A 23,667-nucleotide genomic window follows, 5' to 3' on the forward strand; every position below is an offset into this window, starting at 1 on the left:
TTAGCGTCATGAAGATCGATTCGATACCGTCTCGATTCACAATTACGGAAAAGGCGAATGACTACAGCAGAAATTGCGACACCCCCGCGCGCTGAACAGCCGAGTGGCAATACCTCCTGTTCTCAGGACGAAGAATTCTGATCGAGACCAGATGGTGGCAAGCGGCCACCATCTACCCTTTCTGCGCAGGGGAAATATACAGGTCAGTTCCACTATATGAGGACTGCAAATCCTGGTAATTACTTCTGGATCATTTAATATGAAAGTTTTCCAAAGGAACAGCAGCATGGTGCGGACAGGGCGTCCCCGTGAGTTTGACCGCGACAAGGCAATTGACGCCGCCACATCTCTTTTCTGGGCGCAGGGCTATGAACCGCCCCCTGACCCATATCAAGACCTGCTGGGCAATATCTCGCCTTCAAACCTCCATGCCGCGTTCGGCTCCAAGGAAGCCTGTTCCGGGAAGTCTTACAGCGATACCTGGTAATCTATGGGCAGCTCATGGCGCCTTTACGGGACGCAAGCCTGCCACCGCGCGATGCCATAGAACTTATGTTGCGCGGTTCAGCGCACATGCAGGCTGCCCACACACATCTGGGCAGATGCCTGATCATGTCAGGCGCCAGTAATTGCTCGCCTGAAAACGGCTCCCGCCCGGACCCTCCTCGTGGCAGCACGGCATGCCGCAGTGCGCCGGATGGCTGGCCCGATATGACAGTCGGGACGCTACCGTGCATGAGCGACTGAGCACGGGTTGGGCACAACACCACCATACGCGCGCCTTTCTACTGTGATTACGGCTATAATATCTTCTGGGGGACAATGTGTTCCTGAACTTTAGGCTGCGTCGTGCTGGACGTGGTACCGGTCAGGATCAACGGCGGCGTCATTATCCTGCCCGGTTTCACGATCGGGGATAATACAATTATCGGTGCCGGCAGTGTGGTCACGCACGATGTCACCTCCTGTGCAAAGGTGGCGGACAATCCGGCATGGCCTGTGCGTAGCTGATTATTGCGCCAATAGAATACTCAGCCCCTGTTGCGCCATGCCAGAAGGCATAAGGCCTGCATGCAGACCGTCCCCAGCGGCAGCCACACAAATCCTGCCGTAATCCACGCGGACAGTTCCGGTGGCTGCGTGGCTCCATTCTCAACATAATGGCCCTGTGACAGGAACTGCGCCAGAATGAAGCCGGTCAGGCCCATCGCCAGTTTCGTGACCCATGTATTGATCGAATACGCCAGACCTGCAGATCCGGTCGATGTCCGTGAATCACCATCATCCACGGCCTGTGCCAGCAGGGTGTAATACAATGGGGACATCACCCCCTGCCCCAGTGCCAGAAGACTTACGGACAGGAAAAAACCAGTCATGGACATCCCTGCCATAGCCATGGACAGATAGGCTACCCCCTGCGCAATCAGGCATATGATCCCGCTGCGGACGGTCCCCAGATGTCTGGCAAGCGGAAGACAAACGGGTACGCCCGCAAAGAGCAGCACAGTAATAAAAGTAATGATATTGGCACCCAGCTGCTCCGTGCCACCAAGGACGATGCGGGCGTAATACAGGGCAAACCCGAAAAGGGCCGCCTGCCCCATGAAATAGAAGAATGCGAGCAGGTTGCTCAACACCCACTGCCGGTTGCCACAAAGATGCCGCAGCGTGACCATCAGATCCTGCCGCACGGGTGCTGGCGGATGCCGCACGGTGCAGCCTCGCGCCACGCACAGCCATAAAAAACTGCCAAGAACCGATAGACCCAGAACATAGACCGCCATGCCATACCGGTGCTGCACGGCACTCTCGCCCCCGCCCAGCCAAGTAATGGCAGGAATGGTCAGCAGCGCCACAAACAGCGACCCGGCCTGGCAGCCCATCATACGGAATGCATTCAGGCCGACACGCTGCGTTGCGGAACGGCTGATCATGACCGCCAGCGCGCCATAAGGGGTATTGATGCAGGAATAGATCGCACCGAACACGATATAGGTCAGTCCTGCCCACAGAACCTTTCCCGTAGGCGAAAGCGGCAGGGCCAGAAAGCACAGGAATCCCGTTATGCCGAAGGGAATGGCAAGCACCCGGATCAGGCGCGGCACGATCAGGCCGCCCACACGGTCAACGATATAGCCGATGGCCGGGTCACAGAAAGCATCAACAACACGGGCCACCAGCAATATCCAAGATACGGCGACCAGCGGCAGGCCATAAATATCCGTGTAGTAATACATCAGATAGGATGACGTCATGCCCCACATCATGTTGGAGGCGACATCACCACAGCCATAGGCCATCTTTTCCTTCAGGGGCAGTATCTGAATACTTTTCATTATTCCATTGTCCCTGACATGTCCGGTTCAGACGGACGTTATCATGCGGTGCCAGAACGACAAGCCACGCCATACATGATTCATTGCAAATCCAGTCGGATCCGGATGCCTGGCTGGTCAAAGGGACGCGTGGCGCCGGTGGGTGATGCAGCGCTTGCCCACTTCTGTTCGATCAGGACTGGACACCAGGCGGGCTCTGGCTGGTGCCTATGTGCTGGCAGACGACCTGACGATACATGACGCGTTTGCCTACCTATGGGCGTCTCGCGCGACCGTAACCTTGCCGAAATCGTGCGGAATGGAACGGTTGGCATGTTCGATGACACCAAACAGGCGGTGCAGGGCGCCCTGCGCCTGCCGGACTATACGCCTGTTTTTACTGACAGACGAACAGATGGAGCATCTGCGGCCGTTCTTTCCCAAGAGCCATGGCCGCCCTCGGGTTGATGACCGCCGAATGCTGAGCGGGATCATTCTCGTGAACCGAAATGGTCTGCGCTGGCGTGATGCGCCCCGGGAATACGGCCCATACAAGACGCACTACGGCGTGTCGTCAGTTAAGCCCTGAGTGTGGTAGGTGAGGGTTGTACTTTGTGTCTGAGTATGCTGACTGTTTTCCCGTTTTTTGGGGGAGACAGACAGATGCGGCGCTATAGTTTACGCGATGACCAGTGGGAGCGGATAAAGGATTTTCTTCCCGGTCGAGAAGGCTATGTCGGCGGCACTGCGGCGGACAACCGTCTGTTCGTGGAGGCGGTGCTGTATCGCTATCGCGCGGGCATTCCATGGCGCGACCTTCCTGCCCGTTTCGGGGACTGGAAAAACGTGCACCGGCATCTGCGCCGCTGGTGTGAAAGCGGCGTCATCGAACGGATATTTCGTTATCTGGCCGCTGATTACGACAACGAATACATGATGATCGACAGCACAATTGTCCGGGCGCATCAGCATAGTGCCGGAGCTCTCAGAAAAGGGGCACGGATCAGGCCATCGGACGATCACGAGGCGGGCTGACTACAACGACCCATGCCATCTGCGACGCTCTCGGTGGAACTCGGCATCACACCGGGACAGGATGCTGATATCACCCAGGCAGAACCACTTCTGGAAAACATCGACCCGGATGCTTTCCTTGCTGACAAGGCGTATGACGCGGACAGGTTGATCGATCGGCTGATACAGCGCGGAATTACCCCGGTCATGCCGCCAAAACGCAACAGAACGACACGACGGAAAACCGATTTTTCTCTCTACCGCGAACGGAACCTTGTTGAGAGGTTCTTCAATAAACTCAAGCAGTTTCGCGCTATCGCAACCCGCTACGATAAACTGAAATCGACCTTCCTCGCAGCCGTGCAGTTCGCCTCAATCATCATCCTGCTTAACTGACGACACGCCGTAAAGCGGAAGGTCGGTTATCGGCAAGCGATAACCGAAAACAGCCATTCCCTGCGCTCATGTTCATTATGGCTACAGACCAATATGCGCCATCCCGATGAGCCAATGGATATGTCCGCACATGCCATGGGCGGATGTACGATATTTGTCCTTTCGGCGTTGCAAAACGACACAGAAAGGCCGTTTAATACCGCACAGCTTCGGAGAACCCAGGGAAGGGATGGTATTTGTCCACGCACTGCTTCAGATGCGTTTCTGATCGCATGCTCAACGCAGGACGGGGCCATTGGCTTCCCCAATCCTAGAGGCGGTTTGAGAAGCGATCATAAGCATCGATCAGGCACATGGCGAGTGTTTGAGACCGTCGAATACGCCACCCTCCAAGGGGTAGACTGGTTCAACAACCGCCGTATCCTTGAGCCTGTCGGCAACATCACGCCAGCCGAGGCCGAACAACATTTCTACGCTGCTATGGACCAAATTCTCATGGCCGCGTAATTTGTAAAACCCGGTCCCCGCCAATCCCGGGACTGCTTACATCGCGTAATCCAGCATAAACTGTTCAGGGTTCGATACATTGTCTCTACGTCTTCTGCTTTCTGCCCTGAGCCTTGTTGCCCTTCCGGCTCTGTACCTCGCGCCATGCAGTCGGGCGGCCTCTGCTGAGTCCTCGCTTTTCGCGTTCCAGCGCACCTCTCTCGATGCAACAGGCGAACACCCCGAAATCTGCCTGCATTTCAACCAGAACCTGAACGCACGAGAAACATCAACACTGGCCCATTCGGTCCATCTCTCACCACAAAGCGCCTTCACACCGCGTGTTGAGAATGACACATTCTGCCTTGGCAAGCTTGCCTTCGGGCAGGGTTACACAATAAAGGTCGACCCGGATTTTACTTCAGCCGATGGCCAGAATCTCGACACCCCCCTCACGCTCAGCGCCCGTTTTGGGCGTCGTGATGCGCACGTTGGGCTGACAGGAGACGGCTTTATCCTGCCCGGACGCACGACCGGGCATACGCCTGCCCTCGCTATCGAAACTGTTAACGTCTCCACGGTTCGTCTCCACGTCTTTCGGGTCGCTGCATATCAGCAATTTCCCGGCACAGCTCAGATCGACAGCACACTTCCTGATCTGAGCCAGACCAGTTTTGATCCTTATACGTTCCAGAACCTGCTGGACACGACCATGCGTGAAATCTGGCACGGCACCATGGCTATCGATCATGCTCCAGACCGATCTGTGACAACTGGCTTCCCGCTGGCAGAGACAATTGGCGCAGGACAGAGCGGACTCTATCTGGTGACGGTTGAAGACGCCGCAACGCCGCCCGAAAAAAGCCCTGTGGAAACCGCGCTCAAACATGGGAACATCAACGCCGATCTTCTACAAAGCAAGCCTATTTCTGCCCACTGGGTTAATCTGAGCGATCTTGGCCTGACCATGCTGCGGGGTGAAGACGGACTGACAGTCAGTGCCCGCTCCCTGATGAGCGGACAGCCTACTCCTGATGTCACGCTGACACTGCGCGCCCGTGATGGCGGCACTCTGGCAACAGTCACAACGGATGCGAGTGGCCTCGGGCATTTTGATGCCCCCCTGCTCCGTGGCACCATGGCAGACTGCTCCTCGGTCCTGCTGGCCAGCAAGGGAGAGGATTTCGGCTTTCTGCATCTTGACCGGCAATGGTTCGATTTTTCAGAACAGCATCTTGAAGGCGCCGTCAGCCCCTTTCAGGGGAGCAGTCGCGCACTCGTGCAGCCTGACCGCGGGATCTATCGTCCCGGTGAGAGCATGCATCTCCTCACTCTCCTGCGTGACCGGGCAGGACAGGCTATTCCAGACGCGCACCCGGTTCTTGTTCTTTACCGGCCCGATATGATGGAAGAACGGCGCATTCCGCTTACAGGTGCGGCAGAGGGTGGCTACGCCACCACCCTGCCCCTGAGTGCTAGCGCACCCACGGGGCTGTGGCGGGCCGATATTCTGCTCGACCCTTCCCTGCCCGCCATCGGTTCGGCCCGTTTCAGCGTTCAGGATTTCGTGCCACCCAGTATCGAAGCCAGTTTCAGGCCACCAGCCTCCGCGACCGCCGGAGAGGCCGTTGTGATTGATGCCTCGGCACGTTTTCTCTACGGCGCGCCCGGTGCAGGCCTTAAAAGTGACAGTTCCTACAAACTTGTTTCCACGACCGATCCGATCCCTGACCACACAGGCTGGGCTTTCGGATTTGAGAATGAGGAGACACCATCAGCCAGCGGCGACATCAGCGCGGATCCAACCGATCATGAAGGCCATACGCAGCTGACCTTCACGCCGGATATTCCTCAGGGCCTTACCCGGCCGCTCGCCCTTGATATACGCGCCGGTTTTCTTGACCCCATGGGGCGGCGCGTGGGCGAGCACTTTACAATTCCCGTCCGCCGCACCGCACCGCTGATCGGCCTCCGTGTCGCGACAGATGCCTCCGCCAGCATGGGCAGTGCTGTTATCCCCATTGATCTTGCAAGTTTTGCGCCTGACAACAGTCCGGTTACCATCGGCAAAATTCACTGGACCCTGTCACGCGTCAACCGGATCTATAACTGGTCCTACACGCCCGACAATGGCTGGACCTTCAGCAGCCACACCGTGGACGTGCCCATGCGCTCGGGCGACCTTGCAACAGATGCCAAAGGCACAGCGCGGATTACCCCAACGCTGGACTGGGGCGAATATCGTCTGAGTGCTGTCCCGAGCGAAAGTGGCGGCGTAACGGGCAGTTCACTCCGCTTTCAGGTCGGCTGGGGTGGAAGCGGTGATGCCAGCACACCGGACCATCTGCCGCTCAGCGTGCGCGATACCCATATCGTGCCAGGCGGTAGCACGGTCATCCACATTGGCGGCGGTTTTTCCGGGCAGGCCCAGATAATGCTTGCAACAGACCGTGTGCTGAACACACGCTTCGTGGACGTTCCGAAAGAAGGGCTGGACGTGCCCGTAACCGCCGCACCGGACTGGCATTCCGGCGCCTATGCACTGGTCACACTCTACCGCCCCCTCAACAGCGCCTCCGGCCTGCGCCCGCATGACCCTGTGCGGGCGGTTGGTGTCACATGGATTGGTGTCAATCAGGACACGCATCGGCTGAACGTAACGCTTGATGCACCCGGCACGGTCACGCCGCGTCATCGCATCACCATTCCCGTGACAGTTCAGGCCGGTCAGGGTCTTCCGGTGGGGCATGTGCAGGTCGCGGTGTCCGCGGTCGATCAGGGTATTCTCAACCTTACGCATTTCACGCCGATCAACCTGTTTGATGCCCTTTACGGTCGTCCCCGTCTTGGGCTGGACATGCTGGACAACTACGGGTCTCTTCTGCTCAGTGATGCGAAAAATGGCCGGATCCGGTCTGGGGGGGATGCCGCGTCAAACGACAGCAGCGCGGACGGCCCGCCCGTGCGGACAACGGAAAGCGTCGCGCTGTTCGATGGTCCGGTCGCACTCGACAGCACCGGGCACGGCACTCTCTCGTTCGATGTGCCGGATTTTGACGGCCAGCTTCACCTGATGGCCTCAGCCTGGAGCAAAGACGCCGTTGGCAACGCGCAGGCAGATATCACAGCACGAGACCCGGTTTTCCCCGACCTGGGATTGCCACGGTTCCTCGCCCCGGGGGATACGGCACAGGCACAGGTCTCCATTATCAATGTTGATGCGCCATCAGCACCTTACGAGGTCCAGATCACCACGGATGGGCCGCTCCGTGTTCTCGGCTCCGGCACACTCAGCGCCCCAGTCAAACCCGGTGGGCGCGCTGACCTGCGTGTTGCACTGGCCGCTGCCCCCACCCTGCCGGACCGTACCGCCATTGCGCATATCCATCTCACATTGCGCCGAGCCGGCTCATCAAAAGCGCTGCTGACGCGAAGCTGGCCCATCGGCATCAGGCTGGCGCATGTTCCGCTTACCGTCAGCCGGACTGCCCCGCTCCCACCCGGCAGCCATCAGACATGGGACCGCACGAAACTTGCGGGCTTCAACCCGGCAGATGCGCGGATAACCCTCAACATCTCCGCATCGGACGGCCTTGATACAGTCGGGTTGCAAGAATCCCTGCAATCCAGCGTCTGGGGGGATTCTGATACACTGGCGGCTCAGGCCCGTGCGCTGCTGCAACAAGGCAACCCGGCCCTCTCCGAGACTCACGACCACAGAGACACTTCGGGCAAATCCATCCAGTCAGCCATCAATACGCTTTTTGATCGCCAGAACCCGTCAGGTGAGATTGGCCAGTGGGACCGTTCCGATGGCTTCAGTCTTCCCGACGATCTGGACTATCTTGCCGATTTCCTGATTCGGGCAAAAGCCGCTGGCTACACCGTGCCGGAGGACCGGCTCGGCCTGCTACTCGACCATATTGAAAGCGAGCAGCTCCAGTCTCAGATGGCCGATGATGAAGAGGATGACAGTGAAAGTCAGGCAGAACTGCTGAATACACGCGCTTACGCGGTGTACGTGCTGGCCCGTGCTGGTCGCCTCCACCCTGATGTACTCCACACTCTCGCGGCCTCGCTCGTCGCGCAGCAGGATGGTACCCACGTCAACTATGTCTGGGCTGGTACGGCAGACTCCAATGCACAGGTCTATCCCCTGGCCCTTGGGCATCTCGCTGTCGCACTCGCGATGGACGATGCACCGGAGGACAACAGCGCGACATCGCCAGAAGCACTGCTGGACGCAGCCATCTCGGCACTCGGGCCGCCCCGCACCGGAAAGCCGGATTTGTGGGATTACAGATACTGGACCTACGTGCGCGATCTGGCCGGGCTTGCTGCCCTGGCAGCCGAAGCGCATGACGACCGGCGCACCCACCTGCTCATTGGGCGGTTTGGCAAGCTGACTCTGTCGCCTGATATGCTGACAACCGCAACCAGAACGGCGCTGCTCGAAGCTGCCAGTGCTCTGAACAAGGATACTGACGGGCGAAGTGTGCGTGTGCAGGGGCGCTCCAACGCCACACCGCTTCGCCTGCCGCTTACCTATCCGTTTGATTCCGCCGCACTCGAAAAGGGTCTTCAGGTTGAAAATACCGGCACGAAGATGCTGTTCAACACCCTGACCGTGCAAGGCGAGCCAGCCGAGACTGTCAAAGCTCTCACCAACGGACTGACACTGGCCATGCGGGGTTTTACCCTGACTGGCCAGCCATTTGACCTGACACACATGCAACAGAATGACCGGTTTATCGTCAGTCTCAAAGGCACGGCCCTCCACCCCGGTCAGTATCTGGTCGGCATCACCAGCCTGCTTCCTGCCGGATGGGAAATCGAGAGCATTGTGTCTCCTGAGGATGCCGCATCTGACGACCAGGACAGGGACGACACTGAAAACGACCGCGCACAGCCCCCGTACGCTTTCCTGGGCACACTCAGCAACACCGAACACGCTGCCGCGCTGGATGATCGCTTCAGTGCTGCGGTGCGCTTCACGACGCAGTCTCCAGACCTTGCGGCGCGGAGTTTCCATGTCGCCTACATCGTCCGCGCCATTACGCCGGGCCGCTTCACTCTGCCAGAAGCGATGGTCAGCGCACGGCGTCTTCCAAGCCTGATGGCGCGCACGGCATCAGGGACTGTCGAGATCACCGCACATTGAGGGCTTCCCCCCGCCTCGTCAGAAACTGTACACTCGGCCTGCTGCTCACCGGCCTCATTCCGGCTGGTCTGCTGGTGGCCGACCGTTTTAATCCGCCAGACCTGCATCGGGCCGAGCAAGCCGCCCTTCTTGTTCAAGCCCGCGACCATACACTGCTTGACGGCCATACAAGCCGCGATGGCTTCTGGCGTCTGCCGACTGAAAGCCAGGATGTTGACCCGACCTACATCACACTCCTGATGATGACGGAAGACCACCGCTTTGAAAGCCATCCGGGGGTTGATCCGCAGGCCCTTGCGCGCGCCATCTGGCAACTGGCCCGGCGTGGTCATATTGTCTCGGGCGGTTCCACGCTGGCCATGCAGACAAGCCGCCTCCTTACCCCGCACCGTCGTACATGGGGCGGCAAGCTGCGCGATATCCTGCGCGCCCTCCAGCTTGAATGGCGTTTCGGGCGCCGGGGTGTATTGAACCTTTACCTCACGCTGGCTCCTGAAGGCACGAATATCGAAGGCATCCGTGCGGCATCCCTGCTCTATTTCGGGCATGAACCCAGCCATCTGGCACCCACCGAGGCCGCGTTTCTTGTAACTTTACCCCGGCGGCCCGCCGCACTCCGCCCGGACCGCCATCCTGACGCCTTGCTGAACGCTGCGCACCGCACACTGCAACGCGCCACTTCATTACGACCTGTTGCATGGCCAACACCAGACACACGCGGCGTACCGCATGACGCCCCTGAACTCGCCGGTCATTTTCTCAGCGCAGGGCGCAACGGCGTAGTGGTGACCACGCTTGACGCAAGGCTCCAGCGCAACGCACGGCAGGTGCTTGCCAGCCATCCTGCCCCGCTGCGTGGAACATTTGCAGCACTGATTGTCGACCATGAACGGCAGATCGTTGCATGGGTCGGAGGGGCCGAGCATAAGGCTCCGGGCAATGCGATAGATGCTGTTTTGGCGCCCCGTTCCCCCGGTTCCACACTCAAGCCGTTTGTCTATGGCATGGCGTTCGAAAAAGGCTGGATGACACCCCACACACGTGTGCGTGATAGCCGACTCGCCATTGGCGGCTATGCTCCCAGGGATTTTGACCATGCTTTCCGGGGTGAAACCACTGTGAGTGAAGCCCTTCAGCTTTCACTCAATGTGCCTGCCATTCAGGCACTGGAGCGGGTTGGCCCCTCCCGGTTCATGGACCGCCTCTCCGCCTGCGGTGTGCGGTTGCGACTGCCAGAAAACCCGGATGGCACACAAAGCGCGCCGAGCCTCGCGATCGTTCTCGGGGGAGCAGGCATCTCACTCCATGACCTGACAATGCTGTACGCGGCACTCGATCATGATGGTCACGTCGCCCCCCTGCATCGTGAACCGACAGGTCTGAAATCGGCAGCCCGTGCACCCGAGACATTCCTGCTGTCCAGCAGAGCAAATGCCGACATTCGTACAATCCTGCGGGGCACCGCTCCACCGGCTGGCGTAGCATCATGGGAGGGAGTTGCCTTCAAGACAGGCACATCCTATGGCAATCGTGACGGATGGGCGATGGCCTCCACCCCGCAGGCAACAGTCGGTGTCTGGGCCGGACGCCAGGACGGCACCGCCTCTCCTGGGCTGACAGGACGGGATACGGCAGGGCCAGTGCTGGCAGTTCTCCTCTCTCTGCTTTCTTCACCCCCACATACATCAGCCCCGTCAGCCAGTGCCCAACCTCATCGTGCTGTTGCAGTCCTGTCACCTGCTCTGCGCACTCTGCAACAACGGCAGGCACCGCAGATCATCTTTCCGCGCAATCATTCCGAAATTGAAAGCCGCTCTTCCGAGGGTACGATGCTTCCCGTCGGGCTGGAAGGTTCAGGCGGCCATCCGCCTTATCATTGGTATATCAATGGCATTCCGCTGGATGTGCCGCCCGGTGCGCAACCTTCCTGGACGCCCGATGCACCTGGCTTTGCCCACATCACTCTTGCGGACGCGCAAAACGCCCATGCGACTATTGATATTCGTATACGGTAAAATGGAACCCTCTTGCACTGTCAATTTATCTTATAACAAGTTTTCCATTTTCCAGCCAATCAGCCTGATGTGGACTAGCACTACAGTTGCATTTTGTGTTGAGTTCTGAATCTATGGGTAACCATGATTCAGGATATGATGAGTGGCGGTACGTCTGTTGAAGAGACGCTGGAATTATGGGCGCGCTCGCTTCGGTCCGCCAAGGATCGGATGGCGCCGCTGTTCACGCAAAAACGTGTCGTAGATTCGGCCTGTGCTTTTCTTGATGTTTTGATTGGCAATGAACCACGCAAGACGGGATGGATGCGAGCGGAAGCCGCAGGAGATCCTGGTCCATGGCGGCAGCAGGCGCTTCTGGGACGCGGGCACTGGGATGCCGATGCCCTTCGTGACGTCGTCAGGGATTATGTGATTGAGCATCTGGGCACTGAAGAGGGCGTGCTGGTCATTGATGAGACCGGTTTTCTGAAGAAGGGTCAGGCGTCCTGCGGTGTGGGGCGGCAGTATACGGGATCTGCCGGCAAGATCACGAACTGCCAGATTGGTGTGTTTGGCGCTTATGTTTCGGAACGGGGGCATGCCTTTATTGACCGCGCCCTGTATCTCCCGAAAGACTGGACATCAAAGCCTGAGCGTCTGAAGCGGGCCCACGTTCCCGATGACGTGGTGTTTGCAACCAAACCGGCGTTAGCCTCGATGATGATTGAGCGAAGTATTGAGGCCGGTGTGCCGTTCCGCTGGGTTGCAGCAGACAGCGTGTATGGCGTGGGCGACGTAGAACGCACGCTTCGCCGGGCAGGAATTGGATATGTGCTTGGGGTCAAGGGCAATCACTGGTTCGGATCATGGGCAACGGAACCGCTGATTGCCGGAGAGGCGAAAGATATTGCAGCAGGACTGCCAGACCAGGCCTGGCGTCGTCTGTCAGCGGGGCACGGCACAAAAGGTGAGCGACTTTATGACTGGGCGTATCTTCCGCTTGCTGATCTGGATGCTGAAGAATTTGACTGCCCTATAGCCGGACCATGGACACGTGGCCTGTTGATCCGCCGAAACATCGCTGACGGGGACCTTGCCTATTTTACGACCTGGAGCCCGAAAGGGACAACCACGCAGGAACTGGTGAACGTTGAAGGGACGCGCTGGAGGATCGAAGAAGGGTTCGAGACGGCCAAAAACGAATTTGGTCTTGATCATAACGAGACCCGCTCCTGGCATGGTTGGCATCGGCATGTCTCTCTGGTCATGCTGGCCTATGCCGTCATGGCCAGTGTCCGTTACCAGGCAAACTCACTGAAACCGAAAAAAACACAACTCAGAACACGACAGTCCTTGTCCGCTGGTCCATTCAGGAGATCAGGCGCCTCGTCGTAAAACTTGCACAACGCAGACTACCCGTCTCTCACATCCTCAGATGGTCCGTCTTTCGACGAACGCATCAGGCCAGTGCTATCCGCGCTCACTCACGACACAAAATGCAACTGTAGTGCTAGGTTGTGTCTGCATTCACGGATTCCCTTTGGGTTGAAGTTCTGATTCAAGGCTGTCGAGGGAGGACGAGCCTTGAGCAGACGAACACTGACAGACGAGCAATGGAACCGGATCGAAGGCCATCTTCCCGGCCGGATCGGAACGCCTGGGCGGAGTGGAGTCGACAACCGGTTGTTCGTGGATGCGATCTTGTGGATGGCCAGCAATGCGGCGCGCTGGCGTGACCTGCCAGAGGTGTTCGGTAAATGGACCGCTGTCCATGCTCGTTTTCGACGCTGGTCACACTCTGGTGTCTGGGAAAGGCTTTTCCATGCCCTGGCCGACACTCCGGACTTCGAATACGTCCTGATCGACAGCACCATTTCGAAAGTCCATGCCGATGCGGCCGGCGCAAAAGGGGGGCTGAAACTGCCGCCATCGGTCGTTCACGTGGTGGGTTGACGACCAAACTGCATGCAGTCGTCGATGCGATCGGCCTACCGCTCCGGATTCATCCGACACCGGGGCAATGGGGCGACCGGCCACAGGCCGAGGCGCTCCTGTCCGGCTTGCAGGGTGTGGGCCATGTCATTGCCGATGCCGCTTACGACGCTGACCCACTACGCATTTTCATAGCTGATGACCTCGGGGCAATCGCACAAATCAAAGCCAACCCCAGCCGCGCCATCATGCCTCCGATCAACTGGAGCCTCTACAAGGAACGCCATCAGATCGAATGCTTCTTCAACAAACTCAAACGTTTCCGCAGGATTGCCTTGCGATGCGAGAAAACTCTCCCTGCATTCATGGGGTTCGTCCACCTCGCATGCGCCATGATCTGGCTACGTTGAATGCAGACAGAACCTAGATGTTTGGTCCCGGGATTTGATGGTGCATTATTTTCACCCGAGTGGAAGGAAGCACTATGGGCCAGGTTCACCACGGAAGCACCACGACGACAGCGACAGTCCGTCGAGCGATACAACATAGTCAAGAGAGCCTGAGGGTGTTGATTTTCACTGAGAACTGACCCGGGTTTTTCATCAGGAATTGACCCAGCCAGATGCTATTTCAGGCATAGTCGGACGGGCGGTCAAGAAGAGGATCTGTCCTTTCTGTTTTTTGACGCGGCGGTGCTGGCGCGGAACCTGTAGCTGTCATTTCCTGTCTCGAGGATATGACAGTGATGGGTCAGCCGATCGAGGAGCGCCGTTGTCATCTTCGGGTCACCAAAGACGTCTCCCCATTCACTGAAGCTCAGATTGGTTGTGATGATGACACTGGTGCGCCCGTAGAGGCGGCTGGGCAGATGGAACAGCAGGGCGCCCCAGACGCGCTGAAGGGAAGATAACCGGGTTCATCAAGGATCACGAGATCCAGGCGGAGCAGCCTGTCGGCAATCTGTCCGGCCCGGCTGGCGGTCTTTTCCTGTTCGAGCGCATTGACCAGGTCGACCGTTGACCAGAAGCGCGCCTTCTTCCTGTGATGGGTGATCGCCTGGATGGCCAGCGCGGTCGCCAGGTGGGTTTTCCCGGTTCCCGGGCCACCGATCAGCACGACATTTTCGGCACGCTCGATGAAATCCCCGCCATGGAGCTGGGGCGAACCATGGGCTCGTTGACCTGCGTATCGGCAAAGGAGAACCCGGACAGGTCCCTGTAGGCGGGGAACCGGGCGGTCTTTGTCTGGCAGGCGATGGAGCGCACTTCGCGTTCGGCCAGTTCGGCCTTCAGGAGTTGCGAGAGGATGGGGATGGCCGCCTCGAAGGCGGGTGCGCCCTGCTCGATGAGGTCAGCCGCAGCCTGGGACATGCCATACATCCGCAATCCACGGAGCATGACGACAAGTGAAGCGGCGGCAGGATCATGACGCATGGCGGCTGTCCCTTCGCAGAATGTCATACCGCCCTGTATCGGCGCACGGTTCATGTTCGAGCACCAGGGCCTGTGGGGCATCAAGCCGGGGAACCACGGTTCTCCTGGCATCGGTCAGGCGATGAAGCGTATTGAGAACATGGGTCCTGGTCGGCACGCCATCTTCAGGAGCCGGTTCAACCGCGCAGAGCACGGCCTGCTCATCATGCTGCAGCACAAGGGCCAGGATTTCAGCCATTTCCCGGTCGCCTCCAGGTCGCCTGAGCAGTTGATCCTGCAGGGTCCGGAAGGCGGCTGGCAATTCGGCAAACGGCGCGCCATTGCGCAGGGCGCCCGGTTTGCGCTGTATGACCGCCAGATAATGCCGCCAGTCATACACCGTGCGGCCTGGCACGCCATGCGAACGTGTGATGATCCGGTCATGCACGCACAGAACCTGCCCTTCGGCGATAACGCGCAGCCTGTCGGGATAAACCCGCAGGCTGACCGGACGATTGGCAAAGGAGGCCGGCACGCTATAGCGGTTGCCTTCGAACCGGATCAGACAGGTTGGTGAGACGCGCCTGGTCTGTTCGACAAACCCGTCAAAGGGACGCCCCGGAACCATGAGGTGAGGACGCTCGGCTTGCATGGACCTCGGCGATGCTCCGGGTCAGTTCGATATGCTGCAGCCGTTCCCAGCAGTCCAGGCAGCGGGCTTCCAGCCAGGCATTCAGCGCCCCCAGATCAGGAAAGGCAGGCAGATCCTGCCAGATATGGCGCCGGGCATCCTGCACGGTCTTCTCGATCTGCCCTTTCTCCCATCCCGCTGCCGGATTGCAGAAGGTCGCCTCGAACAGATAATGGCTGGCCAGGGCCATGAAGCGCAGATTGACCTGACGTGCCTTGCCAGAGCCAATCCGGTCCACGGCGGTCTTCATGTTGTCAAAAATACCCCGCCGCGGCACGCCACCGAGTACGCGGAAGACCTCGGTAAGCGCATCAAAAAGCATCTCGTGGGTCTGCAGGGGATAGGCCCTGAGTATGAAGGCCCGGCTGAAGGACAGTTTTGTGTGGGCAACCTGCAGCTTGACGCGATGCCCGGCAATGACCGCCCAGTCCTCGCCCCAGTCGAACTGAAAGGCTTCCCCGGGCTGGAAGCACAGGGGCACGAAAACACCCCGACCCGTTGTCTGGCGTGCCTGGTGCTGTTCGTGTTTCCACTGCCGGATGAAAGCGGCTACCCGTCCGTAGGATCCATCATAACCCAGTGCCACAAGGTCTTCATGCAGTCGTCGCGCCGTGCGCCGGTTCTTGCGGGGACGGGCGGCTTCCAGGACCAGCCATCCCCTCAGCCTGTCAGCAAACGGGTCCAGTCGGCCGGGACGTTCGGGAACCTGGAACCGCGGTTCAATACTCTGTGCCCGGAGATATTTCCGGATCGTATTGCGTGACAGTCCCGTCCGGCGTTCGATCTCGCGGATCGGAAGATGATCCCGGCAGTGCCACCGACGGATCACACTCAGAAGCTCCATGTCAATCACTCCTCAAACCCCCAACAGATGCTGCCGGGGAGTGTGAAGGCATGGGTCAAATCTCGATGAAAATTTCCGCCCTACCCGGGTCAGTTCTCAGTGAAAATCAACACCTAGAGCTATGGGCACTCATAGCACCAGGAATTTAAAAAAATGCAAGTTTTTATACTTGGGACTGTGTTTCTCTTTCAACTTTAATATGCCAACTACTCAACAATGAACCAGAATAATCTATTAACTGAATGACTAGATCTCCATTTACTGGTATAACGAAGTTATTAATTTCTACTAATGATCTTACTCCGACGGAAACATCTGAAAAATCAACCGAAAGCGACCTAGATAAAATTTCGCTATCATTTAGATTTAAGAAAAGAGTGTAGAAAATTTCATCGCCATCTCCCTTTTCTTTATCAAAAATACTTAAAACATTGAAGCTAGAGATAAGTATTGGAAACGATTTCGACTCAATCGAGTCAATAATATTGATACAACTTGCCCTGTTGGTTTCGATATCTAGAATTGTTTTTTCGCAACATGCCAGCATTTTAACTTTCATTTTTTTGTCCTACTAGCTATTAAACTTGTTTCTTTGGGGAAGGCGACTTCGCGAATTTGAGATGCGTCCCTAACTATAGTTGAAAACGAAACATTCTCCCTCTTAAATAATTCCTTGACAACATATTGAACCCACTCATCCTTATCATTTATATCTAAAAGTTCTTTAGCAACCTCTCCACCACTCTTTATATATAAAGCGAAAATTAAAGCATACTTTTCGAACTTATTAATTTCTTCACTGGAACAGTATTTAATTATCTCATCACGAGAATTTTCTTTTGCTATTCTAAAAACGGATTTATTTATTTTAAGTTCTTTTATTATGTAAGATGGCGTGTTTGCTATAGTAACAGTCTCTATTACAGAATTTATATTTCCAATATTAATCATTTTATTATCCTGTAGTAAGTTACGTCTGCGCCATCTATATATGGGCAGTCAGTCACGCTATGTATTACTTCATGACTTCCTCCCCATTTACTTAAAATATCAGGCCTTGGCTCCACAATAATATCCGGATTTTTTTTATCTTTGCGAACAACGATTCCGGAGTGACTAAATGAACCATCTTTCATTCTATAAATAACTATATCTCCTGGAGAAACATCATGAAGTTTCACTTCAACATATCCGTCATCTTTTAGTATATTATTGAGATCTTCATCTCTCCATATTTGAGTTCTTCTGCTTGCGAAAGTTAATCCGTGACAATTGTATGTCGAGCATGGATGCGTAATTCTGTGGCTTGCTCTACTATACTGAGCGATTAGTTTCTGAGAAACCGCTATCTCTGGATGACCGACAGATTCCTTATTGCATTCATTTTCAATATCTCTGCCTTCCCTTGTCTGAAGGGATAACTTTTTTTTCGCTCCAATCAGCATTTTTTGTCTCGGTTAGTAAAATTTTTTCCCATACTTCACCTTTATTCGGTATTCTCATTTAAGGTTTTCTTGTTGGAATGTCATTTTAGTGCCCCTGCTATTGATAACCATAGTTGGAAAACCTCACCTAGTTAAGGTCTGATCCCGTTAACGGCAAAACGGTTTCCGCGACAGCCATAAGCTTGCCACGAAAACAAAAAATTCCAAACCGCGCGAAATTTTTAATGTCGGCTTGCCGGAAGAGGACATCTGCGTTGCGATGTCTGCAAAGAAGGTGACTACCGTCTGTCTGCTCTGTTTCCGTTGAGCAGACAGACGGTTTTTTGGAAGATTGAGGTCTGTCGGCTTCGTGAAGGGCGATCGGTAAAACCGGTCATTCAAATGGATGACATGCCAAAGACACGAGCAAGCTCCACGCGATGAGGTGAACGCGACTGATTAGCTCTTGGCGGCAACCATCACTCGCTCGAGTGGGCACACATTTTTCTCTCGCGACAAAATCGGTACGCCGCTCCTCCGAGGGCAGCATGTAGAGGATGTGAAGCGGCAGGAACTCGCCTGCTGCCTGGAGTTCCCGTTTCAGCTGCAAAAGTGCCTCACCGCCGGGACCGACGACCAGAATGTCGATATCCTCGCCGATCCCGCGTAGTGCCGAACCGAACATGTAGGCGGACAACTGTTCCAAGGAGCTTCAGCTACCGAGCAGATGGGCCGCTACCTCGGCCGCCGTCATCAGGCCGTTCTCAGACGCTCCTTCAGCTCTTCCCATTTCACCACCTCGCACCCAAGCTCAACCCCGGCGTCGATCGCTTCCGGCGACGGACTTCCGTTCGGATTGATATTCCAAACAATATCGACGGGCCCAAACTCATCCCAGAGGCTGCGCACAGCGTTCGCGTTGGGCTCATAGTCGGCGATCATACCGATCCTGAGCATAGTCCCAGTCTTGAGCGTGATCCGGTAAATGCGGTCATATTCCCGAATCAACTTCTGCACCCGCCCATATTGTCGAAGGAGCCGGTCCGAAAAAAAGTAGGTCTTGTGGGAGGCGGTGTTCGCCTCACCGTCGAGCACTGCCGAGGTCAAGGTTCCGGCACTTCCCCATCCGATGCCGGCGCCCTGAAGATATTCGATAGTGTCACCGGGCCAGACGCAGGTCTTCCGATAACCGCACAGGAAATCCATTTCCAGGTATTTTTCCCTATAGCTTGCCGCTGTCGCCGTATCAATTTTGTTCGCAGCCGATATCGCGGCTACGGCGTGTCGTCAGTTAAGCAGGATGATGATTGAGGCGAACTGCACGGCTGCGAGGAAGGTCGATTTCAGTTTATCGTAGCGGGTTGCGATAGCGCGAAACTGCTTGAGTTTATTGAAGAACCTCTCAACAAGGTTCCGTTCGCGGTAGAGAGAAAAATCGGTTTTCCGTCGTGTCGTTCTGTTGCGTTTTGGCGGGATGACCGGGGTAATCCCGCGCTGTATCAGCCGATCGATCAACCTGTCCGCGTCATACGCCCTGTCAGCGAGGAAAGCATCCGGGTCGATGTTTTCCAGAAGCGGTTCCGCCTGGGTGATATCGGCATCCTGTCCCGGTGTGATGCCGAGTTCCACCGGATTGCCCAGAGCGTCGCAGATGGCATGGATCTTTGTAGTCAGCCCGCCTCGTGATCGTCCGATGGCCTGATCCGTGCCCCTTTTCTGAGAGCTCCGGCACTATGCTGATGCGCCCGGACAATTGTGCTGTCGATCATCATGTATTCGTTGTCATGATCAGCGGCCAGATAACGAAATATCCGTTCGATGACGCCGCTTTCACACCAGCGGCGCAGACGTCGGTGCACGTTTTTCCAGTCCCCGAAACGGGCAGGAAGGTCGCGCCATGGAATGCCCGCGCGATAGCGATACAGCACCGCCTCCACGAACAGACGGTTGTCCGCCGCAGTGCCGCCGACATAGCCTTCTCGACCGGGAAGAAAATCCTTTATCCGCTCCTACTGGTCATCGCGTAAACCATAGCGCCGCATCTGTCTGTCTCCCCCAAAAAACGGGAAAACAGTCAGCACACGCAGACACAAAGTACAACCCTCACCTGCCACACTCAGGGCTTAACTGACGACACGCCGTAGGACGTCTGGTTGATTCTTAGCCCTAATCCGGATCAGCTCGCCCTCCACATGCTGCGCGCTCATCCCCGGCTTCTCAGCAATGTAAGCGAGCACGTAGTTCACCTGCCAACTCATGAAAACAGGCCTTCCATTGCTTTGGGAAAACGGATCGCGCGTCCCGAGACGTTGCACACATGGCGTTCTGACAGACCGCGGACATGTTCCTGATACTCCGCGAAGGCCCGACGTTCATCTTCCGTGGCGAGCCCTAGGTTGGCTCTGATAATTGCTTGAATCCGGTAATGGTTGGGCAGGATAACGCTTCGCATCCGTTGGCTCCACCCTTTTGCAACCTCGGACTCTGGATTATATTCAAAGTCTGCCCCATGTTCCGGGGCAAACCTGTCCCAAATAGCCTTGTTTTCGGCCATAATTCCGGTAATCGCCGCTCTCGCTTTGGAGCGATCGTCATACGCCCTAATCCCTTGCTTGGCGGCGAGGTTGGTAAGGTGGTTCTCCTTCCAATCCAAAAGGATGTTGCGCGGAAAGCTATCGGGATCTTTGTCGATCTTCGTGTGGCACGTCGAGCAAAGCAGAATCAGGTTCTCGAACGCATCAGGGTCGAAGCTACCATCGGGTCGATCTTCATGACGTAGCCCGGCCTCACCATGTGGAATGACATGGGCCATTTCAGCAATATGCTTGTCACCGCCCAATTCGACTGGAAAAAGTGGTTCAAGACAATCTGGATTTTGGCAATGACCAGATGCTCCGGAAAACAGTCGCAGTCTTGTATTAGTCGGTATTGCCTTACGTTCTGCCATTAACAGGCTCCAGTTCGTCGTTCGCCTGCATTATAGTGATAAAATTTTGCTGTTTCATAACAGGATGATTTTAATGCCATTTAGCGATGCACGATGTAAATATTATAGCTGATTGGGACAGCATCATCATCGGTCGTGGCAGCCTATCCCGACCATGTCGGACCGCAACGGATGCCGTTTTGAGAATGTCTGGGTTGTAGAAGGGATCTCGTGCCCAATGGCTTTACAGTTAAGAACGACTGCTCTTCTTCTATGTCGCAATTTAAGATGCCACCATTGCGCCAGCGAGATTGATCGCTAACTCGGCATGGCGAAGCTTCCGTTTGATTGGCACCGAACGTCCGCCTTTGGACATAATGTAGGATTTGGAAAAAGTTTCCGTTCGACACATCCCTTAGGAGCAACAAATCGCCCCGATCGCTGTTCGCCTAACAATGGCGGCTTTCGGGCAACCGCCGTTGCCAATTATATGTCTGTCTTGAGGCGAAAGCGGCCTATTTCCGGAGCATGGTGATTCCGAGTTCATGCCACATCCACCCGAAATCGTAGGCACGCACCCCCCGCGCCGTCATTTTTCCGGGCGCGGGCTGTGGTGTTTTCGATATCCTTCAGCCAGGCGGCCACCTTTTACGTCCTGAAGCCGTCCGGGCAGCTTCATGCGGTGTCACATTCCCCAGAGCCGGAACCGGCTCATCAAGCACCTGCCGGTAATGGCGCTCCAGCATCTGCCCGATGATCCGCGCTTCCTCTTCAGGCGGGATCGGCAGGTCTGGCGATGCAGCCCGTCCACTGCGGCCCTGCTCTTCCATCGCCTGTACCGGTGTCATGATCTGCGTCAGGAGCGCGCCCACGAGAATGCCCAGAACGGCCTGCAGCATGGCACGCCCACGTTCGGCACGTTCCCCTGAGTTCACCTGCAACCGCAACTGCCGCCCCGTGAACAGGCGAGCAGACCGCCAGCCAGAATGGTCTTTCCATCGGATGGCACAAGCCGCGTTGCAATCCGGTCCCACTGTCTGAGTGTCCGGGTGGCGGTGCCTTCATGCACGAGAACAGGCTCGCCACCCCGCAGCAGGTCACGCGCCATCAGGCTCTGGCCGGGTCTGATGTCCGAGACTTATACAGGCTCATGACCGAAGCCCTGAGCGCACGCATATAGGCGCTGTTGCGCGGCCCTTCCTTCCAGCCACGGCGCTTCAGATAGACGTCAACGATGTTCCGACCATCGTCCCGGTCCTGCCCGAGAAAATCCTCGAAGGCACAGCCCCACAGCGTCATGGCGACGTCGGGGCCGATCATCTCCGCCAGATCCTCGAACGTGATGTCGCCCGCTTCCAGCGCCGGACCGATGTGATCGCCGAGCACTTCCGCGAAACGGTCCTGCCAGTCATCCTGACCGAGATATCTGATCAGTCCCGTGAGTTCGTCTGCGGCCATGAGGCTTTCCTGCTACTCCAGTTATGGACAGCAGAGGGGAGACTGTCCTGACTCGACAAGGCAGGATCATACCCTGAAACAGGCGACGGGATGCCCCTTCCCACCTTCACGCATTTGTGACATTCGACAAAAATACGCCAGATTACCTTTCCGTCTGTTTCCTATGTGTTTCCTGCATTGTGATTTAGTCACAAAAAAAGCCACCCTTGAGGGTGGCTTTTTTTGTGTCTTTTCAGACGTTTATTGTTGGTTGCGGGGATAGGATTTGAACCTATGACCTTCAGGTTATGAGCCTGACGAGCTACCGGGCTGCTCCACCCCGCGGTGGTGAGGGGTGACTGGAAGACCTGGCGGCGACCGACTTTCCCGTGCCTTAAGGCACAGTATCATGGGCGCTGGGGTGTTTCACGGCCGAGTTCGGGATGGGATCGGGTGGATCATTCCCCGCCATGGCCACCAGGTCATCCAGTCATCCCTGGTTAGGGGCTGAGAGGATGTGATGGGTTGGTGCTTTTTGTAAGTATTGAAGAGTGGATGACTGCTGTGCATGTGTGTTGCCACTGTTGTGGCGATGGAATGAGCCTGTTGGGCGATTAGGACCAGTTAGCTGCACGCATTACTGCGCTTCCACACCTGGCCTATTGACGTGATGGTCTATCACGGCCCTCGGGGAGACCTTGTTTTGAGGTGGGTTTCCCGCTTAGATGCTTTCAGCGGTTATCCCGTCCACACTTAGCTACCCGGCTGTGCCGCTGGCGCGACAACCGGTGCACCAGAGGTATGTTCATCCCGGTCCTCTCGTACTAGGGACAAATCCTCTCAAGTCTCCAACACCCACGGCAGATAGGGACCGAACTGTCTCACGACGTTCTAAACCCAGCTCACGTACCACTTTAATCGGCGAACAGCCGAACCCTTGGGACCTGCTCCAGCCCCAGGATGTGATGAGCCGACATCGAGGTGCCAAACCTCCCCGTCGATGTGGACTCTTGGGGGAGATCAGCCTGTTATCCCTAGAGTACCTTTTATCCGTTGAGCGATGGCCCTTCCACGCGGGACCACCGGATCACTATGGCCGACTTTCGTCTCTGATCGAGCTGTCACTCTCACAGTCAGGCGGGCTTATGCCATTGCACTCGACAGCCGGTTTCCGACCGGCCTGAGCCCACCATCGCGCGCCTCCGTTACACTTTGGGAGGCGACCGCCCCAGTCAAACTGCCCACCATGCAGGGTCCCGGACCTGGCTAACAGGCCTCGGTTAGACATCAGAAACAGTCAGGGTGGTATTTCAAGGATGGCTCCACCGGAACTGGCGCCCCGGTTTCAAAGCCTCCCACCTATCCTACACAGAATGTCTCTGATGCCACTGCAAAGCTGCAGTAAAGGTTCATAGGGTCTTTCCGTCTGACCGCGGGTACCCCGCATCTTCACGGGGAATTCAATTTCGCTGAGCCGATGCTGGAGACAGCGGGGAAGTCGTTACGCCATTCGTGCAGGTCGGAACTTACCCGACAAGGAATTTCGCTACCTTAGGACCGTTATAGTTACGGCCGCCGTTTACCGGGGCTTCAATTCGGTGCTTGCACACCTCCTCTTAACCTTCCGGCACCGGG

The 23,667-nt window shown here is 56.6% G+C and carries 14 protein-coding genes, 1 tRNA gene, 2 rRNA genes and 7 pseudogenes (1 of these 24 only partly in view); 10 read left to right on the plus strand and 14 right to left on the minus strand.

Annotated elements, in window-relative coordinates; translation table 11 throughout:
* Window positions 1–286 precede the first annotated feature (286 nt).
* Both ACE2AA_RS08900 and ACE2AA_RS08905 read left to right on the plus strand, forming a co-directional pair.
* Window positions 287–645, plus strand: a pseudogene (locus ACE2AA_RS08900) (TetR/AcrR family transcriptional regulator); the annotation flags it as partial.
* 204 nt (window positions 646–849) lie between these two features.
* Window positions 850–1,011, plus strand: a complete 162-nt coding sequence (locus ACE2AA_RS08905; protein ID WP_395369500.1) for a hypothetical protein — start codon at window positions 850–852, stop codon at window positions 1,009–1,011.
* Window positions 1,012–1,031: 20 nt separating this feature from the next.
* Here the strand turns inward: ACE2AA_RS08905 and ACE2AA_RS08910 are convergent, their stop codons facing one another.
* A complete protein-coding gene (locus tag ACE2AA_RS08910; protein WP_395369502.1) occupies window positions 1,032–2,336 on the minus strand; it encodes an MFS transporter in 1,305 nt (434 codons plus the stop codon).
* 312 nt (window positions 2,337–2,648) lie between these two features.
* Here ACE2AA_RS08910 and ACE2AA_RS08915 point away from each other — a divergent pair, with 312 nt between their 5' ends.
* From ACE2AA_RS08915 to ACE2AA_RS08950, 8 genes and pseudogenes are all read left to right on the plus strand, one after another.
* Complete coding sequence (locus ACE2AA_RS08915; protein ID WP_264371916.1) at window positions 2,649–2,783, plus strand: hypothetical protein; 135 nt, start codon at window positions 2,649–2,651, stop codon at window positions 2,781–2,783.
* Window positions 2,731–2,880: pseudogene (locus tag ACE2AA_RS08920) on the plus strand (transposase); the annotation flags it as partial. The gene ACE2AA_RS08915 and the pseudogene ACE2AA_RS08920, both read left to right, overlap by 53 nt.
* A gap of 98 nt (window positions 2,881–2,978) precedes the next feature.
* Window positions 2,979–3,725: pseudogene (locus tag ACE2AA_RS08925) on the plus strand (IS5 family transposase).
* 339 nt (window positions 3,726–4,064) lie between these two features.
* Window positions 4,065–4,232, plus strand: a pseudogene (locus tag ACE2AA_RS08930) (IS3 family transposase); the annotation flags it as partial.
* 79 nt (window positions 4,233–4,311) lie between these two features.
* The gene (locus ACE2AA_RS08935) at window positions 4,312–9,372 is read left to right on the plus strand and encodes an alpha-2-macroglobulin family protein (protein WP_395369503.1); all 5,061 of its coding nucleotides are present in this window, start codon (window positions 4,312–4,314) and stop codon (window positions 9,370–9,372) included.
* Window positions 9,369–11,387, plus strand: a complete 2,019-nt coding sequence (pbpC, locus tag ACE2AA_RS08940; RefSeq protein ID WP_395369505.1) for a penicillin-binding protein 1C — start codon at window positions 9,369–9,371, stop codon at window positions 11,385–11,387. The genes ACE2AA_RS08935 and pbpC overlap by 4 nt, the downstream gene beginning before the upstream one ends.
* Before the next feature lie 123 nt (window positions 11,388–11,510).
* Window positions 11,511–12,761, plus strand: a complete 1,251-nt coding sequence (locus ACE2AA_RS08945) for an IS701-like element IS1452 family transposase (protein WP_012812328.1) — start codon at window positions 11,511–11,513, stop codon at window positions 12,759–12,761.
* A 189-nt stretch (window positions 12,762–12,950) separates the two neighbouring features.
* Window positions 12,951–13,708 (plus strand): IS5 family transposase gene (locus tag ACE2AA_RS08950; RefSeq protein ID WP_395369507.1). Its coding sequence is split into 2 segments (ribosomal slippage): window positions 12,951–13,269 and window positions 13,269–13,708, totalling 759 coding nucleotides; the frame shifts between segments, so codons are not numbered across the junction.
* Window positions 13,709–13,950: 242 nt separating this feature from the next.
* On the opposite strand, the pseudogene istB reads toward ACE2AA_RS08950, so the two are convergent.
* From istB to ACE2AA_RS09015, 13 genes and pseudogenes are all read right to left on the minus strand, one after another.
* Window positions 13,951–14,731, minus strand: a pseudogene (istB, locus tag ACE2AA_RS08955) (IS21-like element helper ATPase IstB).
* Window positions 14,721–16,245 (minus strand): annotated as a pseudogene (gene istA / locus ACE2AA_RS08960) (IS21 family transposase). Before istA ends, istB begins: the two co-directional pseudogenes overlap by 11 nt.
* A 163-nt stretch (window positions 16,246–16,408) precedes the next feature.
* The gene (locus tag ACE2AA_RS08965; protein ID WP_395369508.1) at window positions 16,409–16,804 is read right to left on the minus strand and encodes a hypothetical protein; all 396 of its coding nucleotides are present in this window, start codon (window positions 16,802–16,804) and stop codon (window positions 16,409–16,411) included.
* Entirely contained in the window at window positions 16,801–17,196 is a 396-nt protein-coding gene (locus ACE2AA_RS08970; protein ID WP_395369509.1) for a hypothetical protein, read from the minus strand. Before ACE2AA_RS08970 ends, ACE2AA_RS08965 begins: the two co-directional genes overlap by 4 nt.
* On the minus strand, window positions 17,193–17,690 hold the full coding sequence (locus ACE2AA_RS08975) for a hypothetical protein (protein ID WP_395369511.1): 498 nt from the start codon (window positions 17,688–17,690) through the stop codon (window positions 17,193–17,195). Before ACE2AA_RS08975 ends, ACE2AA_RS08970 begins: the two co-directional genes overlap by 4 nt.
* A gap of 373 nt (window positions 17,691–18,063) precedes the next feature.
* On the minus strand, window positions 18,064–18,375 hold the full coding sequence (locus ACE2AA_RS08980; RefSeq protein WP_395369513.1) for a nucleotidyltransferase domain-containing protein: 312 nt from the start codon (window positions 18,373–18,375) through the stop codon (window positions 18,064–18,066).
* Between the two features lie 47 nt (window positions 18,376–18,422).
* The gene (locus tag ACE2AA_RS08985) at window positions 18,423–18,875 is read right to left on the minus strand and encodes a hypothetical protein (RefSeq protein WP_395369514.1); all 453 of its coding nucleotides are present in this window, start codon (window positions 18,873–18,875) and stop codon (window positions 18,423–18,425) included.
* Window positions 18,876–18,956: 81 nt separating this feature from the next.
* Window positions 18,957–19,672, minus strand: a protein-coding gene (locus ACE2AA_RS08990) for an IS5 family transposase (RefSeq protein ID WP_395372173.1) whose coding sequence is annotated in 2 segments (ribosomal slippage) — window positions 18,957–19,372 and window positions 19,372–19,672 — 717 coding nt in all. Because the reading frame shifts where the segments join, the coding sequence is not laid out codon by codon here.
* 251 nt (window positions 19,673–19,923) lie between these two features.
* Complete coding sequence (locus tag ACE2AA_RS08995) at window positions 19,924–20,616, minus strand: HNH endonuclease (protein WP_395369516.1); 693 nt, start codon at window positions 20,614–20,616, stop codon at window positions 19,924–19,926.
* A 494-nt stretch (window positions 20,617–21,110) separates the two neighbouring features.
* Window positions 21,111–22,053 (minus strand): annotated as a pseudogene (locus ACE2AA_RS09000) (hypothetical protein).
* Between the two features lie 247 nt (window positions 22,054–22,300).
* A tRNA-Met gene (locus ACE2AA_RS09005) sits at window positions 22,301–22,377 on the minus strand.
* A 21-nt stretch (window positions 22,378–22,398) separates the two neighbouring features.
* Window positions 22,399–22,514 (minus strand): 5S ribosomal RNA (gene rrf / locus ACE2AA_RS09010).
* Window positions 22,515–22,625: 111 nt separating this feature from the next.
* Window positions 22,626–23,667, minus strand: a 23S ribosomal RNA gene (locus ACE2AA_RS09015); it runs 1,699 nt beyond the window's last position.

This window comes from Komagataeibacter diospyri (assembly GCF_043995075.1).
GTDB classification, from domain to species: Bacteria; Pseudomonadota; Alphaproteobacteria; order Acetobacterales; family Acetobacteraceae; genus Komagataeibacter; species Komagataeibacter diospyri.